The sequence below is a fragment of the Pigmentiphaga sp. NML080357 genome, assembly GCF_002188465.1.
GTDB lineage: Bacteria > Pseudomonadota > Gammaproteobacteria > Burkholderiales > Burkholderiaceae_B > Pigmentiphaga.
This window is the reverse complement of the sequence record NZ_NINW01000008.1, coordinates 1-16,811: the sequence shown is the minus strand read 5'-3', so window position 1 is coordinate 16,811 and position 16,811 is coordinate 1. Positions and strand designations below refer to the sequence as shown.

The following is a 16,811-nucleotide window of genomic DNA, read 5'->3' as shown; positions in this document are numbered from 1 at the left end:
CATGCCCCTGACCTGGACGCCCGACCCGGCTACCGTGCCCTGGCATGACGTGCAGGCCGACGAGGTTTGGACAGAAGGCCCGATCACGGCCGCCGATGCCGAGGCGCTGCTAACGGTGACGGGGTATAGCTGCGAAGTCGTCGGGCTGGAGCCGCTGCCGGGACTGCTCGTCCAGGCCGACGCCGCCGGCGTCACCGCGTCGGCGCCGAAGGCTCTGGCCGGCGTATTTCCGCCGCTGGACATCGAGTACCAGATCAAGGGCGTCACCGGGCACTGCGCGGCGTTCGACGAGTTGCCGGCCGAGGCCGACGAGGTAATCCGCTTCGTGCCGAACCCGGCCAACACGAAAGACTGGACGCTGCGGGTGACGGCGCATTGCGCAGATGCCCTCACCGGGGCGGCCCAGGATTTCACCGCCGACTTCATCCTGCGCGTCTGGGCCAACTTCGACCCTGGCCGCGACGCACTCAAGGAGGCCGTCAATGCCCGCCGTCGCTAGATTCGGGGATACCTGCACGGGCCACGGCTGCTTCCCGTCGCGGGCCAACGACCAGGCTTCCGAGGACGTGTTCGTGAATGGCCTGGGCGCGCACCGCCAGGGCGATCACTGGCAGTCCCATTGCTGCGGTCCGACGTGTCACGACTCGACCCTGGCCGCAGGCTCGGGCACGGTGTTCGTGAATGGGAAGCCTCTCGGCCGCATTGGAGATTCGGTGGCGTGCGGCAGCGCCGTTGCCAGCGGCTCGGGCACGGTGTTCGCCGGCGGCTGACGGAAAACCCGCCGCGCTCGCGCGTCTGCCGGGTTCCACAATGCAGGCAGTTAGATCGCCCTGGGAAAGACACCACCATGAAGAACCTGCTTTTCAGCTTTGAAGACCTGTCGGCCAAGGACAAGGCGGCCAAGCAGGCCGCCCGCTATTTCTCGCGCGCCGGCGCGAACGTCGTCCAGCAGGACGTGCCCACGGCGGTGAAGCGTTCGTCGGGCATCACCTACCGGGAAATGGCACTGACCTTCGCCGACTCGCAGCAGGTCGTGCTGCGTATCAAGCAATCGGGCGACATCTTCCAGGTGCTGCTCAACGGCAAGGTGCTGCCGATCAAGAACCAGGACGACCATGTGAAGGCCATCGCCGAAATCGTGCAGGCGATGGACGCGGGCCGTTCCCGCTTCCAGAAACTGCTGGCCGCCGCCCAGGCGCGCCCGCCGGCGGGCATCCGCACCGCCGCGCCGAAGATGGAGCAGGTGCTCACCGAGAAGCGCGACGCCCTGAAGGCCGCCATCGCCGAGGTGCGCAGCCAGATCGAGGCCATCAAGGGCACCGCTGCACCGGCGGCCGCTTGATGACGCCTGCCGAAATCGTCGCGCGCCTGCGCGCCGTGGCCGCCGACATGGAATCCCTGGGCGCGGCGATGGACTACTTCGGCGGCTTCAACGGGCGCATGACGCAACACGGCCGCGAGATGGTGGGGGCGGCCGGAATCGCCCGCGAGTGGGCCGACGAGATAGAGGCCGAAGCGCCACCCCAATAGGGCGGAAAACGCCCCGATTTCCGCTCCAGGCCGGGCCATACCATGCCCTGCATGAGCGATTCCACGTTTCTCCACATCGAGAATGCCGCGCACGGCGGGGCCTTCGGGAACAACACGATTCCCGAACCCACCGAGGCGCAGTGCATCGCAGGCAACTACAAGGTGGGCCGGGCCAATCTCTACGGCCTGCCCCTCGCCATCGAACAGCCGCGAGGCAGCTATCGCACGGGCATTGACGCCAAGACCGGCAAGCGGTGGGCAAGCCGCATGGCAGCCCACTACGGCTACATCAGCGGCACGAAAGGCGCCGACGACGACGCCGTGGATTGTTTCATCGGCTTCTACCCGCAAAGCGAGACGGCCTACGTCATCAATCAGAACGTGGGCGGCCGCTTCGACGAGCACAAGGTAATGCTCGCCTTTCCCGACGAGGACACGGCCCGCCGGGCCTACCTGGACAGCTACGAGCGCGGCTGGAATGGCCTCGCCAGCCTGGTGCCGGCCTCGATTTCTCAACTCAAGTGGTGGCTCAAGAACGGCGACCTGCGCCGCCCGCTCCGCGCCGACAACCTCCCTCATGAAGGACTGGAAACCATGACCCGAAAAGTTCAGTGGAACAGCGACGCGCTGCCCTACGACAACACCCTCGATCACGTCCTGTACGAAATCCGCTGCGCGGACGCCGGCGAGGGCCTGCTGATGGATGCCGTGACGGCCCAGGAAATCACCGAGGATGCCGATGGCCTGCTGGCCTTCGACGCGCTGGTGTCGCCCTATGCGAAGCTGGAGCGCAAGATGGAGCTGCTGCGCGGCGTCATGGGGCGCACCGGGGACAAGGTGAAACCCGTCGCCATGCAGATCACGGAGCCGTTCAAGCAGCGCGGCGTCGCCAACGTGGCGGCCATCTTCGAGCTGTCCGACGGCCAGACCGTCTCCATCTTCTTCCACAACCCGGACGTGACGCCCGGCAAGATGGCGCCGACCGACGAGGTGATTTCGTGGAAGTGGCTGCTCAACAAGAAGGACATCACCATCGTGGTGGCACCCGAGCGCGGCGCCGACCTGAACATCCGTGAGGTGGCGCGGCGCATCATGCGCCTGGCCGAGAAGAATAGCCCTGCCTTCCAGCGGCTCAACGCGAAGCGTGCCGAGCGCATGGGCGCCATCCAGGGTCTGAAGGACGAAATCGCCGGACTGGAGGCCGAGCTGGCTGCCGCCCAGCATGAGCTGGAAGTGGCGAAGGTCGATGCCGAGGACGCCCAGAACAAGAAGAACCGCGCCTACGCCGACGCGGTGCAGCAGGTCAGTACCTTGCAGGACGCCTACCTGCGCGCCACCCAGAACGGCGGCACCGACCCCAAGACGGGGCAGACCAAGGAGGCCCTGGCTGCCCAGATCGACAGCCAAGCGGTCGAGGTACAGCGCCTGCGCGACATCGCCAACGGCGTGACGCCGGCGGCGCCCGCTACCGAGGATGGGCCGCACTATTCAGCGCAGACCCTGAAGGCCCTGGTCGATTCCTACGGCTGGGAAGACACGGGCAATGACAGCGTGGTCAAGGCGTTCCCCGGCGTTGGCCCGCTGGGCGGCCAGATGGTGCCGGACGGCACGCGGAAGATTTACGCCGGCTACCGTTTCGACGAGCGCAAGCGTTACATCGCGGCGATCTTCGGCGACGACCAGCTTTTCGACATCGACGGCCGCGACCGCGAGCCGGCCGACGTGGCGCGCGAACTGAACGAGCGCGTCGAGGCGTGGGTGGCGGAGCGCCAGGCCGCCAACGGCTATGCGAATCCGGCTCCGGCCGCCGCCTCTGCCGCCGTCGTGCCCGACCTGAGCTACCGCCACAGCGCCGACGGGCTTTTCACCACGTTCTTGCCCAACACCCCGGAGGGTGAAAAGGCGTGGCGCACCATGAACGCTACCCAGGGCAGCGAGGGCGGCAAGATTCTGGCGGCACACACCGAGGCCGTCATCCAGCAAATCCGCGACGCCGGCTACACCGTTGCCGAGGACACCAGCGGCCCGACCTCGGACGAGGAAGCCGACGCCCTGGCGGCTGCGCTGGAAGAGCCGCCGCAACCCGACGAACAGGCGCTGATCGACGCCTATTTCAAGTCGTGGGGCGAGGAAGCGGCGCAGATCAACGCCGCCGTGGCCGCGATCAACTGGGAGGGCATCACTGACACGGCCAGCGCCGCCGCCGAAATGCAGAAGCTGCGCGACGCAGCGAACAGCGACCGCCTCATCGTGAAGGCCCGCGACGCCCTGGAGGCCGTCGGCATCAAGTCCTGGGACGACCGCTTGGCGAGTGTCACCGACAGCCCCGGATTCAAGGCCCAGGGCGACGCGATGGACGCCTATCGCGCGGCCACGGACAAGATTCAGGCCATCGCCAAGGAAAAGCTGATCGAGGCCGGCAAGGCCGAGCTGGCGGCGCTGCCTGACGACGCACCTTTGGCAGACGTGGCGCGCGCCGTGTTCCGCAAACATGGCATCGACATCGGCCCGCGCGGTGAGGGCTGGGTGGCCCGTGTCGCGCAGCAGGTCGAGGCGAAGGACGCCGACGGCCTGCGCGAAATCCTGGCCGGCGTCGGCAGCGACAGCAACAAGGCCAGCATGGAGGTGTTCGAGCGCGCCACCGGCGTGAAGCTGGCGAAGACCCAGCGCGAGCGCGGCCGGCAGATCGACGAGTGGGCCGGAATCACCCCGGAGAAGCGCGCCGAGATGGATGCCGCGAAGGATGCGGCTTGGCTGGCGCGCCAGCGCGAGAGCAAGGTCAAGGACGCCTGGGACGCCCTGAAGGCCATGAACGTGCGCAACAACGGCACCGGCATCGTGTCGGACGGCCAGCAGTACCTGTTGGGACAGGTGGCTGGTGGCTATGACACGGTGGGTTCCTTCAAGCGCGGTGCAGCAACGGTCTATGGCCTGGAAAAGGGCACCGACCTGGTGTTCGTGAACAACCGCACCTTCACCAACTTCCTGAAGGCGGCCATCGCCTTCGGCGGGCTGCGCCAAGCACTGGAGCTGGTGGGTGCGGTCGAACCCAAGGCCGCCGAGGCCCAGGGCGACGCCGACAAGATTGCGGCCGTGGATGCGGCTTACCCGTTCGAGAGCGCGACAGACGGCTTCAAGCTGTGGCTGCACGAATCCCTGAACAAGGCTGACTACTCGCCGTTCGTCACCGCGAAGGCGATGGACGAGGCGGTGAAGCGCCACGGCGCGACCGTCGAATGGGACAAGGCCCTGGCCGCCCTGGATGATGTGGGCCATGCCGTGGCCTCGCTGGAGGCCAGCCTGGCGGTGGTCGAGAACAACGCCCCGATCAACCGGGCCGAGGGCGACATCTTGCAGGCCGACCTGGAAACGGACACGGCCAAGAGCATCCGCGAAGCCATCGCCACGCTGACAGAAGCCGACTACGCCCCTAGCGAAGAAGACATCGGGGGCACCTTCGAGGCCGAAGCCGTCACGCTGGACAGCACCAACGAGCCGCCCGTCAAGGCGCTGCTGGCGTCCCTGCGTTCGTTCCTGGGGCAGCAGGCCGCGCTGGACGCGGTGCCGTCCCTGGATGGAACCGAGCACGTCGGCACGATCAAGCTGGCCGGCGAGGCCATCGGCCGCATCGACATTGCCGACGACGGCAAGGCGATGGTGTATGTGGGCGCCGCCGGCGACGAGCGCGTGGTGTTCCCGTCGGGCACGCGCGCGATGTATTCGGACGACGACGCGGTGCTCATGGTCGATGCACTGTTCTCCATGCGCGATGCCGCAGCGCCCGCGCCGGCAGTTCCCTACGCCGGCAACGACCCGGACGCGCCGGGCATCTACAAGCGCGACGCCGGGTATCTGGCCGTGAAGCAGGCTGCCTCGATTCTCGGGGTGGCCGTACAGGACGCCGAGGTGGATGCAAACCTGGTCATCAACACCAGCATCGCCTACGGCGGCAAGAGCCTGAAGGTCGAGATTTCGCCCCACGGCTGGGTCAATGTCGGGAGCGCGCAGATCATGATTGAACCGAACGTCACCACGGAATCCACCGCTGCCGACGGCAAGGCCATCGCCGAAGCCGTCAAGGCTCAGGCCGAGGTGGCCGCAGCCGAAGGCGACCCCGCCGGCGGCCGGCCCGAACCCGGCGCAGGTGGCGACGACGCCGACCTTGTAGCGGTTGCCCTGGCTGCCGTTCAGTCGCGCACGCTGGCGCGGCTGAACATCAAGGGCGGCCTGCCTTACTTCATGTTCCCGGTCGATGGGGACGAGGTAATCCTGTCCGACGAGCTGCGCGCGAAGGTCGAGGCCCAGCTTGGCGAGCCGCTGGTGGAGGCCATTCTTCCGGGGCTGGAGGGACAAACCACGTTGGTGCCGCAGTCCGCCGCGCCGACGGCTGCGCCGCTCGATACCCCGCCGGACGTGCCCGAGCTGATCGCCGCTGGCTTCCGTCGCGTGCTGAACAACGACTACGTGCGTGCGGTGCAGGCCGGCGACAAGAAGCTCCAGTTCAACGTCCGGGTGACTGAAGACGGGTTCATCGTGCGCCTGACCGTGGGCTTCAATGGCGGCATCACGGGCGCGGCGACCGAGATTGGCCGGACGGCCGATGTTGGCGCAGCTATCGCCCTGGCGGATGCCGAGGCCGCCAAACGCGGCGCCGGCGACAGTCAAGCCGACCCGCAGAAGGACTCCGACCGCGCCCTGTTCCAGTCCGTCATCGACGGCACGGTGGCCGACATCCTAGCGCCCGAGCTGGCCGACGACCTGGAGGCCGCCTACACGCGCAACCAGGGCGATGCCGAATTGGCGGCCCTGTTCGAGCAGGCCGTGGCCGCCTACCAGGCCGCCATGATGGCCGCCACCTCCAGCCTTGCGTAAGAAAGGGAAGATCATGCAGAACCGTATCTCCCTCGACGACGTGGCCGCCGGCGGCGCGCTGGCCCGCCTGAAGCTGGTGGGCGAGCTGGCCCGCATCAAGGCTGGGCTGAAGGACGCGGGCGAAGGCCCGTTGGCTGCCGTCAAGCGGCTGAAGCTGGTGGCGCGCGCGAACCAGATTCGCGTCGCGCTGGGCGCTGCATCGCAGCCGAAGGCGACCCCGCCGGCGGCCGGCCCGAACCCGGCGCAGGTGGCGACGACGCCCGAGCCGCCCTCGGGCGACGACGAGCCGGTGGCCCCGCGCAACCAGACCGCGCAGTATTACGAGTTCAACCCGAACCGCAAGCCTGCGCAGCGCAAGAAGGACAACGCCGCCGCGATGGCGCTGCTGAAGCGCATCGACGCCGGCGAAGTCGATGCGGCCCGGCTGTCTCCCGAGGAAAAGCTGGCGCTGGCGAAGTATTCCGGCACCGGCGGCGCGCTGATCGGGGCCGACGGCAAGAAGGGAAGCGCCTACGAGTATTACACCCCCAAGCCCATCGCCGAGGGCATCTGGGACTTGATGGCCGAGTTGGGCTTCGCCGGCGGGAAGGTGCTCGACCCGTGCGCTGGCGTCGGCATCTTCGGCGCCACCGCGCCGCTGAACGCGGCCATCGACGCTGTGGAGCTGAACGAAACTTCCGGCCGCATCAACGGCCTGGTGAATGCCGGCCCTGGCTACACCGCCACCGTGGCGCCCTTCGAGCGCGTGGCCGCCGCCACGCCCGACGAGCAATACGATGCCGTCGTCACCAACGTGCCGTTCGGCGGCGTCGCAGATCGCGGCGGCAACCAACTGCTGGACGGGCGCTATCAGAAGGAGCCGCTGCAAAACTACTTCATCCTGCGCACGCTGGAGAAGCTGAAACCGGGCGGTCTGGCCGTGTTCATCACGCCGCCGCGCTGCGTCTCCGGCAAGGGTGGCAAGGAGGAAGAACTGCGCGTGAAGGCCAGCTACATGGCCGAGTTCCTGGGCGCGTACCGCCTGCCGAACTCCGTGTTCGGCACGGCCAGCGCGGACACCATGACGGACGTGATTGCCTTCCGCAAGTACGGGCGGGAGGCGCTGGACAAGATCGCCGAGCTGCGCGAGCAGTCGCCCAAGGCCCTGATCGACGCCAATGTGCAGTGGCAGCCCTTCATCGAGGGGCGCTACTTCGACGGCGAAGGCAAGCGGTTCATCTTGGGCGAGTTCGTGCCGAAAGACCCCAACAAATTCCGCGACGTTGATCGCGTGACGACCGACCGGCCCATTGACGAAATCGCTCGGATGCTGAAGAAGTTCCCCGGCTCGCGCGTGGATTGGGACATGCTGGGCACGGTCGAAACCACGCCCATCACCTACCGCGACGGCGACACCATCACACAGGCCGGCCAGACCCTGCAAATGCAGGATGGCCGCTGGGTGCCGATGGCGCGCGGCGAGGACAGCGCCAGCATGGCCGAGTTGGTGGGCAAGCTGACGACGCCCTACGCGGCCTTCGAGGGCCGCATCCAGTGGGCCGACGCCGAGCGGTGCGTCGATTACATGATTGAAACCTCGCAGTCGCTGGACATTCCCGACTGGCTGCGCGGTGCGATGACCGAAATCCGGCACCTGAAGGACGAAGGCGACCGCGCTCAGTTCTGGAACGCCGGCATCGTGGGCATGGCGGCCGCGCAGGTGCTGCAAGAGCGCCTGGGCGAGGAAACCGGCGTGAACTTCGCCGAGGAATATCCGGCGCTGACCGATGCCATGCAGCGCGTCGCCACCACGGCGAAGAAGCGGCCGGCGGCCCTGGGCGGCAAGCTGCGCGATGGCTTGGTGCTCATCGGCAACCACTACCAGAAGAAGACGGGCCTTTCGGCCGTCTGGCGCGGCGACGTGCAGCAGCAGGCCCCGACGGTCGAAATCACGGCCGACGCCAGTTTCGAGGGCCTGCGCTACAAGACGAAATCCGCCTGGGTGAGCCTGGAGGACGCCAAGGGCATCTACGGCGATGGCTTCGACCCCTACGCAGACCCGGCCTGGTGCCTGTCGCCGGACGGCAAGAGCGTCACGCGCGCCGACGACTACTACGTGGGCAACTACGCCGAGTTCCTGCGGCGCGTGGATGCGGACATTGCCAGCGCGGCCAGCGACGACATCCGGGCCAAGCTGTTGCGCCAGAAGCTCGACGCCGGCGCGCGCATCGACAAGGTGGATGTGTCGAAGCTGACCTTCAACCTGTTCAGCCCGCATGTCACCCTGGAGGAAAAGGCCGAGTTTCTGCGCCGGTTCGTGCATCCATCGGCCGCCGTCATCTACGACGAGCGCACGGGCGAGAAGCGCGTGGACATCGACGTGCCGGGCAGCAACCTAACCGACCGCGAGAAGCTGCTGAACCGCATCGGCGACTACCTGAAGAATGGCACGATCACGCTGGGCGGCGTGAAGCTGGGCATGGACGACGCCAAGGCGCTTCAAGAGCTGCGCCGGATGGTGAATACCGCCAACGAGCAGTTCAACGGCTGGGTGCGCGGCAATCGTCCCATCGTCGCGCGCCTGGAGGCAGTGGCGGCCGACCCAGCGAAGCTGCGTTTCCGCCAGGTCGAGGATGAGGCACCCATGCCCATCCCTGGCATGAACGACGGCCTGACGCTGCACGGCTACCAGAACGCCTACGTGCGTAAGACCAGCCGCGAGTTCGGCGGCATCAACGGCTTCGGCGTGGGCCTGGGCAAGACCTTCACGGCCCTGGCGGCCACCCAGTACGCCCAGAGCATCGGCGTCAAGTCCAAGACCTTTTTTGTGGTGCCCAATTCGGTGCTGTCGAACTGGCGCAAGGAAGCTGCCCGCGCCTACGCGAGCACGGACGATTGCCTGTTCGTAGGGCTGCGCGTGGGCAAGGATGGCAAGGCCACCATCAGCGCCACCAACTTCGACGCCGACCTGACGGCCGTGATGGAGAACCGGCACAGCAAGGTGTTCATGACGCTGGAAGCCTTCGAGCGCATCCGTTTGCGCGACGAAACCATCGGTGCCTACGAGGCGTTCATGCGCCAGGCGGACGCCAGTTTCGCCGAGAGCATGGACAAGAAGGAGGACGAACGGGCCAAGAGCAAGCAGGCCGGCCTGCTGTCCGTGCTGTCCAACAAGCGCGGCGGCGCGCCGTACCTGGAGGACATGGGCGTCGATAGCATCGTTTTCGACGAGGGGCACGTCTTCAAGAACTCCGCCCAGACGGTGGATTTCAAGGGCGCCAAGTTCCTGTCCCTGTCGCCGGCATCCCGGCGCGGCATCGACGCCCAGGCCAAGGCGTGGTTCATCCGGGGCAAGTCCGAGCTGAAAGACGGCGTGATGGTGCTGACCGCCACGCCGATCACCAATAGCCCGCTGGAAATCTACGCGATGCTGTCGCTGGCCGTCGGCCATGAGCGCGTGAATGACGTTTGCCTGGGCATCCGTGGCGCCGACGACTTCATGGAGATGATGTGCGCCAAGGAGAACCAGGACGACGTGACGATGGACGGCGTGGCGCGCACCACGGACGTGTTCGTCGGCCTGAACAACGTCGGCGTGCTGCGCAAGGCCATCGGCGAGGTGGCGACGATCAAGAGCGCCGAGGACGTGGGCGAGCAGATCGCGGTGCCCGACCGCGAGGAAAAGGCCGCGCCCGTGGCGCTGCCGCCCGACGTGGTGGAGCGCCTGAAGCTCTACAAGAGCGCGTTCCGCTACGCCATCGACGAGATTTCGGAGAAGTCGCCGAACCGTGGCGACCCGGAAGCCTACGCGCAGGTGGCGCAGCACTTCGGCGAGGAACTGAACCTCATCGGGCACCCGTTCAACCTCATCAACAAGATGACGCTGCTGATCGCCGACCCCGAACTCGACCAGCGCGCCACCTTCTACAGCTACCTTCCCACCCAGGCCGACAAGGCCAAGGCGGCCATCGAGCAGTTCAACGCCCGGAAATTCACGGAAGAACGCCCTCGGCCCGGCCCCATGACCGACGAGGCGGCCATCGTCGGCCACAAGACGGTCAAGGATTCCGGCGGCAACGAAACCGAGTTGCTGAAGATCGAGGTGCGCGCCAAGGCCATCGACGGCGGCCGCGTGGTGATCGACACCATCGACCCGGACGTGCAGAGCGCATTCGAGGCCATCGCGGAGAAATTGGGCCTTGATCTGGACGTGTCCGTGCCGCCGAAGCTGGCCGCCATGCTCGAAAACTTCCAGCATGAGCAGGCCAGCCCGCGCGGCATCGACGCCGACGGCCAGCGTTCGCCCATCGTCAAGCAGATCGTGTTCTGCGACATCCTGCCGCTGCACAACAAGATCAAGCGCCTGCTGACCCGCCGCGCCGGCGTGCCGTCGGCCGCCATCGCCATCATCACGGGCCGCACCAACAACACGCCCGACGAAATCCTGGCCGTGCAGGATGGGTTCAACGGCACCGGCGAGGACAACAAGTACCAGACCGTCATCGCCAACGAGAAGGCCGAGGTGGGCATCAACCTCCAGAAGGGAACCCAGGCCATCCACCACCTGACCATCGGCTGGACGCCGGACAGCCTGGAGCAGCGCAACGGGCGCGGCGTGCGCCAGGGCAACCTGACCGCGCGCGTGAGCCTCTACTACTACGACGCCGACGGCACTTTCGACACCAGCAAGCGGGCGATGGTGAACAAGAAGGCCGATTGGATTGGGCAGGTCATGGACGTGAATGGCTCCGACAGCGTGGCCGTCACCGGTGGGCTGTCCAAGGAGCAGATGGAGGCCCTGATCGACGTGGTGGGCGACGCCGACGCCATGCGCCGGATGCAGGAAACCATCGCCGCCAAGGAAGCCGCCTCGCGCGCGTCGAGCAACCGCGACAGGCAGATGATTAACCTGGACACGATTCGCAAGCAAAACGCCTTCCTGAACGACAACCAGACGGCGGCCAGTTTCGTCATCCGCAAGATCATCGGCCTGTGGGGGCTGGAGAAGCAGGCCGAGAAGCTGCGCGACCGCATCAGCAATCCGAAGGCCACGGCAACCGCCGTCGCCAAGAACGAAAGCCTGCTGGCCGAGCTGATGGCGAGCGTCGGCGGCCTGCGCCGGCAGATCGAGCAGTCCGCAACCCTGTTCCGCACGGAATGGCGCGCCGGCGGCTCGACCTCGGAGCCGGCCACCTTGGACAGCTTCTTTGCCGCAGTGCGCGGCGGGAAGAAGCAGAAGGACGACGACATCGAATCCATGCTGTTGGGCCGGTCGTATCCGTCCTTCGGGCTGAACGTCATCGAGGGCGGCCCCATCGGCAACGAATGGCAGGCCGAGGTGGATATGGCCCGGTCGATGATCGACGAGGCCAAGGCCGCGTTCGCGCGTCAAGCCGGGGAGTCCGGCGGCTACCCAGCCGGCGTGGCTGATGCCATCGCGCGCGGCGAGGGAATCATCTACAACGGCAAGCCGCTCATCCACGGAACCTTCGTGCGCGTGCCCGACGGCTTGGCGGTGCTGAAGCTGGAAAGCGGCCGTCCTGGCGCCTTCGGCCGCAGCCTCGACGGCACCCCGCTGGCCGCGAACACGGCCGCCGTCATGGCCGGCGAGTGGTTCTACCAGGGCACGGCCGGCTACGACGCCTGCCTGACGGACGCGGCCCAGATCGAGGACACCATCAACGCCTCTGGCACCGTCGAAAACGGCTTCAGCTCGGTAGTGCCCGAGGTGGCGCAGCGCCGCAAGGTGGAAGCCCTGGCGGCATACAGCACCCACGATTACCGGCTGCCGCAGCCGCATTTCCCCTTCGCTATCTCGCCGACGGACGCGGGCAAGTCCGAAGTGAAGCGCCGCATCTTCGATGCCCAGAAGGCCATCATCCGGTCGTTCGACGATGGGAAGTTTGTGGTGCCCAGCGACACGCCGGTGACGCGCCGAGCCAGCAACGAGGATTCCACCGCTCGGCATGACGCCCTGCGAGAGTTCGCCACGGCCAACGGCCTGAAGCTGACCGTGGCCGACCTCGACGACTCCGACCTCTGGGTGCAGAAGCAGATCGAGAAGACGGTTTCGCTGGATGACCTGAAGGCGGCGCTGACCGGCAGCACCGAGCCGGAGGTGATCGAACAGGCCACCGCGTTCATGCGCGCGGCCTCGCCGTGGTTCGACTGGCAGGAGAAAGACCCGGCCAGCGACTACCTGCCGTATGGCTTCAAGGCCGCTATCGCCGCCGCCGTGCGCCAGGTCGTGGCCGGTGACGACCGTTCGGCCGGGCCTTCGCCGTCGGACGTGGTGGGCATCCGGGGCAACACCAAGGTGTGGAAGGAAACCATCAAGCGGTGCGCGAACATGGCCGGCTTCGGCAAATACAAGTGGGACAGGGATGCCCTGGCGTGGAACGTGTACCGTTCCACCTGGGACTACCTCATCGCCAACTATCCCCAGGCGGCCGATCAGCTCGAACTGACCGCCGCGACCCGCTCCCTGTAAGGAAGGAAACATGGCCTACACCGAATACAAGTTCGACAAGGACGCCATCAAGGCCCTGGTGTCCGAGCGCGCGGCCGCGCTGCGCGCCAACCGGGGGTTCTCGAACCTGCTGGCCTTCGGCCTGGGCGTGGTGGCCGAGCGGCTGGGCAAAGACCCGCGCCGCTACCGCGACTACGGCCCGTACTGGTGGGCGCTGAAGGACGCTATGATCGCCGGCGGCTACAACCTGGGCAGCCAGACCGACCCGTTGGTGAAGAAGGCGTACCGGGGCGACAGCGAAGTGGAAACCCTCATCATGGCCGACGAGTTCCGCACGGCCTACTTGAAGGCGAACATGATCTACACCAACCAGTTCCTGCTGGATGCGGCCAGCCCGGACTTCTGGGTGCTGTACGACGCGGACATGGAGTTTCCCGCCGCGTAGCGCGGGCGCGCCCTATAGCGGAAAACTGCCCAGAGGGGGCCATATCGGGAAGCCTACCCTTCCCGTATGGCCGACACTCCCAACATCCCCGCTCCGACCAAGCCAGGCTTCCTGGCCCGATTCGGCTTGTCCCGCAAGCGATGGGCTTCTACGCACGTCGCGCCGGTCAAGGAAATCGACCAGTCCGACACCTATCTGTACGGTGCCGGCATCACCACCGTTGCCTCGCTGCTGGGTTCCGGCAGCCGGGGTGCTCGCTCGCGCCAGATCATCTACGAGAAGTGGATGCGGATGGAGGGCGACCCGATCATCTCCAGCGCGCTCCAGCTTCTGGTGACTTCGGCCCTGGGCGGGCACGAAACCAGCGGCGACTTGGTGTTCGTCGAAAAGACGGCCGAGGCGAAGAAGGACAAGCGCCTCGCGGCCATCGCCGATGAAATCGCCGCCGACCTGGCGCCGCTGTTCAACCGCGTGGCGTTCCAGATGGCCTACACCGGGGCCGCCTACGGCGACTCCTACGCGCGCATCTACACCGACGCGCGCGGCGTGGTCGATCTTCACTCCGACGAGATGGTGCGCCCGCAACTGGTGCAGCCTTTCGAGCGCGGCAGCCGCACGATCGGGTTTGCCGTCTCCCTCGGGGAACGCAACTTCGAGCGCCTGGACGTGTCGCAGCTCGCCCGGCTGAAGATGCCGCGCACGCAATGGATTCCGCAGTTCGGCGTGGTCGAGAAGTCCTTGAAGGGTGCGATCACCGAAAACGACATCGACAACCTGCCGATCATGCCCAGCATGGTGGGCGGTTCGCTGCTCTACAACGCCGAGGAACCCTACGACAACCTCACCGCCTCTCTGCTGGGCCTGGTGGGCCAGCGGTGGATGGACTCCATCGACGAGCAGATGGTGGCCGTCAATCTGGAGTCGATGACGCTGGAGCAGCAGGAGCGGTTCGTCGAGTCCGTCAAGGGGATGCTGCTGGCGTCGAAGAACTACGCCGAGCAGGCCGTCAAGCGCGGGCGCCCGATCATGGAGCGCATCCGGCACATCATCCCGGTCTTCAACGAGAAGCAACTGACCAACATCGGCCCCGGCAACGGCGGCCAGACCGGCCGGGCCGCGACCATCAGCATTGAGGACGTGCTGCTGCACGCTCGGTTGCTGTCCGGCGCGCTGGGCGTCGATCTTTCCATGCTGGGCTTCGCCGATCAGCTCTCGGGCGGCCTGGGCGAAGGCGGGTTCTTCCGCGTGTCGGCGCAGGCCGCCGAGCGTGCGCGCGTCATTCGCGTGGCCCTGGCCGAGTTCTTCAACCACGTCATCGACATCCACACCTACCGCCGCTACGGCATCGTGTTCAACGTCAAGGAGCGCCCCTGGGAAATCAACTTCTTCGGGTCGATTTCTGCGCTGGAAGCGGAGAAGCAGCGCACGCGCGCCGATTCGATGAACGGCGGGATGCTGCTGGTGCAGGCCATGCAAATGCTCAAGGAGATGGGCGCCAGCAAGGACATCATGACCGAGTTCCTCGCCAAGACGATGATGCTGGACGAAGACCAGGCGAAGCTGTACGCGGCCATCGTCGATGCCAAGCCGCAGGACGATGGCGGCGGCTTCGGTGGTGGTGGCGGGTTTGGCGGCGGCGGCTTCGGCGGGGGTGGAAACGGCGGCGGGCTGGATAGCGTGCTCGACGCAGCCGCGCTCGACGGCGTGGGCCAGATGGTTCCCGTGCCCATCCCCCGGCGCACCGTGGAGTGGCTGGGCTTCGATGGCGCCATGACCATGCGCGCCGACTTGCAGGCCCTGGCCGAGCGGCACCCCGAGTATTACCACGGCGACGCCGACGAGGTACTGGCCGACATCCAGTTCGTGCTGGAGCGCCCGGACGACTGGTTCATCCATAGCGGGGCGCGCGTGGCGATCTTCAGGGAGCGCGTGGGAAGCGGGTCTATCCCGCTGGTGCGCATCGAGCTGGACGTGGTGGGCGGCGCCCTTGTGGCGCGCTCCGTCTATGAAAGCGGGAAGCGGCAGATCGCCGGGAAGATGAAGGAGAAACAGAGGGTGGTTGCGCGCCTTGCGCCGGGAGCGATGCGCCCCGGAGTGCTGTCCGTTGCCGAGTATCTGCGGATGCTGGGCGACAGGTCATAGCTTCGCGCACTAAGCCAGACACGGAGCAAGCCGTTCATGGCCCGTGCAGTTCCAGGGAACCACATTACCCAACCCTCCGGCTGGGCCGCAAAGCGCACACAAGGATTTTATAGCGTATGAGCCTCTACAACAACATCGCCGAAAGTCTGTCAAGTAGCGGGCTGCTGGGTTCCATCCGCTCGGGGCTGAATGCGGCCCTGGGCGGCGTGACGGATTCGGCCACCCAGGCCCTGGGCGGCGGCAAGCTGGCCCAGACCGTGGTGGGCATGGGCAAGAGCGCAGCCGTCAATGCCGGCATGAACGCCGTGAACAAGCACATCCCCATCCAGGCGCAGCGTGCGATCAACGTGGGCGCGGGCGCCGTGGGCGACCTCATGAACGGGGATTGGAACTCGGCGGGCCTGCGCGTGCTGGATTCCGGCCTGCTGAACGAACTGCTGCCCGGCTTCGGTGGCGGCGTCGCCTCGCAGGTGGCGTACTGGGGCGCGGCCACGCCGCTGCTTGGCGGCATCAGCGCGAGCGAAGCCAAGCGCATCTATGACCAGGTGCGCAACGAACGCCTCGCCAAGAAAAACCTCTGGCTGCTGGAGGTGACGAGTCGGCTGGGCGGTGGGGGCATGAACATGCCCGACCGCTTCAACCTGTTCGCCACCGAGGTCGAGTACGCGCCCTTCATCGTCGCCGGGGACAAGCACCGCGTCGGCGGCGCGGTGATCGACGCGGTGCAGGGAGCGGAGCCGGTCGAGCTGCGCATGACGACGCTGGACGACCAGGCCGGCTCCCTGAAGAAGTGGTTTGCCGCGCACCACGGCGCCGCCGCGCCGCGCGATGGCACCGTCGGCGTGCCTGACAGCTTCGCCATCACCATCCGCGTGGTGCATTCGTTCATCACGGCAGAGAGCAACCGGGGCGGATACGAGGACATCGGCCTGTTCCGCCCGGTCAATCTCGACGTGAGCCTTTCCCGCCGTGAGGACGGCTTGCAAGAGGTGCAGATGACGTTCTCGCAGCTCGACACCTTCATGAGGTCCCGATGGCGCTGAAACATGACGCACAGGGGTTCCTGGTAGGCGACCCCATCGACCTGAGCAAGGCGGTTGCCGACTGGGCCGCCATCCGCGACGACGTGCGCGCGATTCGCCAAGCGGTGCTCGGCATCGAAAGCGCGCTGAACCGGGACGCGCCCGAGGCGCGCGCCAGCGTGCCCGCGACGCCCGGCCGGGGCGCCGGCCTGGAGGAAGCCGACCCGACGGTCAAGGCGTTCAACGAGGTGGCCCAGCCGATGGCGCGGGACGCGCGCCAGGGTGCCGACACCGCGCGCGCGCCGCAGAATCCGCAGGCCGTCCCGGCCCGCCAGGCCCTGACCGGGCAGCC

The 16,811-nt window shown here is 66.9% G+C and carries 10 protein-coding genes; all 10 read left to right on the top strand.

What is annotated here, in order from left to right; genetic code table 11:
• The first annotated feature begins 1 nt into the window (after position 1).
• A complete protein-coding gene (locus CDO44_RS01940) occupies positions 2-499 on the top strand; it encodes a hypothetical protein (protein ID WP_087778460.1) in 498 nt (165 codons plus the stop codon).
• Positions 483-770 (top strand): PAAR domain-containing protein, encoded by a 288-nt coding sequence (locus CDO44_RS01935; protein WP_087778458.1) that lies wholly within the window; start codon positions 483-485, stop codon positions 768-770. Before CDO44_RS01940 ends, CDO44_RS01935 begins: the two co-directional genes overlap by 17 nt.
• A gap of 77 nt (positions 771-847) precedes the next feature.
• Positions 848-1,342: a hypothetical protein gene (locus CDO44_RS01930; protein ID WP_087778457.1), complete on the top strand. Its 495-nt coding sequence runs from the start codon at positions 848-850 to the stop codon at positions 1,340-1,342.
• The gene (locus CDO44_RS01925; protein ID WP_087778455.1) at positions 1,342-1,530 is read left to right on the top strand and encodes a hypothetical protein; all 189 of its coding nucleotides are present in this window, start codon (positions 1,342-1,344) and stop codon (positions 1,528-1,530) included. Before CDO44_RS01930 ends, CDO44_RS01925 begins: the two co-directional genes overlap by 1 nt.
• Positions 1,531-1,581: 51 nt before the next feature.
• Entirely contained in the window at positions 1,582-6,402 is a 4,821-nt protein-coding gene (locus CDO44_RS01920; RefSeq protein WP_144389450.1) for a hypothetical protein, read from the top strand.
• Between the two features lie 13 nt (positions 6,403-6,415).
• Positions 6,416-12,871, top strand: a complete 6,456-nt coding sequence (locus CDO44_RS01915) for a hypothetical protein (RefSeq protein WP_087778451.1) — start codon at positions 6,416-6,418, stop codon at positions 12,869-12,871.
• A gap of 10 nt (positions 12,872-12,881) precedes the next feature.
• Positions 12,882-13,295, top strand: coding sequence for a hypothetical protein (locus CDO44_RS01910; protein WP_087778450.1), 414 nt, complete (start codon positions 12,882-12,884; stop codon positions 13,293-13,295).
• Positions 13,296-13,361: 66 nt separating this feature from the next.
• Positions 13,362-15,437: a hypothetical protein gene (locus tag CDO44_RS01905; protein ID WP_198951272.1), complete on the top strand. Its 2,076-nt coding sequence runs from the start codon at positions 13,362-13,364 to the stop codon at positions 15,435-15,437.
• Between the two features lie 116 nt (positions 15,438-15,553).
• Complete coding sequence (locus CDO44_RS01900; protein ID WP_087778448.1) at positions 15,554-16,480, top strand: hypothetical protein; 927 nt, start codon at positions 15,554-15,556, stop codon at positions 16,478-16,480.
• On the top strand, positions 16,471-16,811 hold a 341-nt coding region (locus CDO44_RS01895), incomplete at its 3' end, for a hypothetical protein (RefSeq protein ID WP_144389449.1). The genes CDO44_RS01900 and CDO44_RS01895, both read left to right, overlap by 10 nt.